The organism is Candidatus Bipolaricaulota bacterium (assembly GCA_021159055.1).
GTDB lineage: Bacteria > Bipolaricaulota > Bipolaricaulia > UBA7950 > UBA9294 > S016-54.
In genome coordinates this window covers 1-2,228 of sequence record JAGGSO010000090.1, presented here as the reverse complement: position 1 = coordinate 2,228, position 2,228 = coordinate 1, and the positions used below count along the sequence as shown (strand labels likewise).

The following is a 2,228-nucleotide window of genomic DNA, read 5'->3' as shown; positions in this document are numbered from 1 at the left end:
TTGGCTTAGAAGCAGCCATCCTTTAAAGAGTGCGTAATAGCTCACCAGTCTAGCGGCGACGCGCCGAAAATTTAACGGGGCTAAGCCTGGTACCGAAGCTGCGGGATTGCCGTTCTTCGAACGGTGATCGGTAGGGGAGCATTCCGTTAACGGCTGAAGCTGGACCGTGAGGTCCGGTGGACGAGACGGAAGAGAGAATGCCGGCATGAGTAGCGCGAGCAATGCGAGAATCATTGCCACCGAATGCCTAAGGTTTCCTGGGGAAGGTTCGTCCTCCCAGGGTTAGGCGGACCCTAAGGTGAACCCGAAAGGGGTAACCGATGGACAGCAGGTTAATATTCCTGCGCCTCTATCCTTGCGTTTGAGCGAAGGGGGGACCCCGAAGGAACCCCTCCGCACACTGACGGATTAGTGTGTCCAAGCACCGAGGTAGGGGGAATAGGCAAATCCGTTCCCCCGTTTAAGTCGAGGTGTGATGGCGAGCCCGCTTTAGGGCGAAGGGAGACGGTTTCATCGGGCGAGAAAAGCCTCTAGCGAGCAAGGAAGAGTCCGTACCGCAAACCGACACAGGTAGGCGGGTAGAGAATACCAAGGTGGACGAGTGAAATTCGGTCAAGGAACTCGGCAAAATGACCCCGTAACTTCGGGATAAGGGGTGCCACCTTCGGGTGGCCGCAGAGAATCGGCCTGAGCGACTGTTTAGCAAAAACACAGGACTCTGCTAACTCGTAAGAGGATGTATAGAGTCTGAAACCTGCCCACTGCTGGAACGTTAAGGGGAGGCGTTAACGCGCCGAACTGAAGCGCCAGTGAAGGGCGGCGGTAACTATAACCGTCCTAAGGTAGCGTAAGTTGCCTTAGTAAAACTCGGCTATATGCTGGAAAATCCGGTTAGTATCCCACGCTACCGCATGTTAAAATTGTGCGGTGACAATGCGATGGGTGCGGACAATCAGCAGGAAAGACTGAAGACCGAGGGGTGGATCACCGGGTTCGTCGATGGGGAGGGATGCTTTTCCGTAAGCATCTTCAAAAATCCATCGATGAGCAGCGGATGGCAAGTTTTCCCTGAATTCGTTGTGACTCAGGGAGAGCGTAGCCTGGAAGCTCTGCAGATCCTGAAGGATTTCTTCGGATGTGGGCGCATATACGTGAATAGACGTCACGATAATCATCGTGAGGATCTATATCGATACTGCGTCCGTTCGTTGGAGGAACTGAGGACGAAGATCGTTCCGTTCTTTCAGCGAAATAGGCTGAGGACCTCCAAGGCCAGGGAATTCGAAAGGTTCGTACAGGTGCTCGACCTCATTGAGGCCGGTAAGCACCTTACGGATGAAGGACTTGCAGAGATCGAGCGGATAATTCAGCACATGAACCTCCGTTCTCGGTCTTCAGAATCCTCAGAGACTGTACGCCGAGCGCCCCACAGGGGTGAAGATACAGTCCGAGCCTCCGGGCGACCGGAGGAGGCGGGGCGAAAGTCCCGTCCGCCTGCACAAGCAGGTCAGTAGGGTATCAGCCCGAAAGTAACAGAACTGAGCGAAGTTCCTTGTCGGGTAAGTTCCGACCCGCATGAAAGGTTCAACGACTTGGGCGCTGTCTTGACCGGATGCTCGGTGAAATTGAAGCACAGGTGTAAACGCCTGTGACCCGCGGCTGGACAAAAAGACCCCGTGGAGCTTTACTATAGCATGGCACTGGGTTTTGGCATTCGTTGTGTAGGATAGGTGGGAGGCGATGAAGCTGGGGCGCCAGCCTCGGTGGAGCCGTCCTTGGAATACCACCCTGCGGGTGTTGAAACTCTAACCGTCGGCCGTTAGCAGCGGTCGCGGGACAGTGCTATGTGGGTAGTTTGACTGGGGCGGTCGCCTCCTAAAGAGTAACGGAGGCGCACAAAGGTCTCCTCAGGCTGGTTAGCGATCAGCCAACGAGCGTAAGGGTATAAGGAGGCTTGACTGCGAGACCTACAAGTCGAGCAGGTGCGAAAGCAGGTCCTAGTGACCCAGTGGCACTTTGTGGAAGGGCCACTGCTCATCGGACAAAAGTTACCCCGGGGATAACAGGCTAGTCTTCCCCAAGAGTTCACATCGACGGGAAGGTTCGGCACCTCGATGTCGGCTCATCCTATCCTGGGGCTGAATCAGGTCCCAAGGGTCCGGCTGTTCGCCGGTTAAAAGGGTACGCGAGCTGGGTTCAGACCGTCGTGAGACAGGTCGGTCTCTATC

At 55.4% G+C, this 2,228-nt stretch carries 1 rRNA gene; it reads left to right on the top strand.

The window, feature by feature from the left end:
• Nucleotides 1–2,228: ribosomal RNA gene (locus J7J55_04510) — 23S ribosomal RNA — on the top strand; the annotation flags it as partial.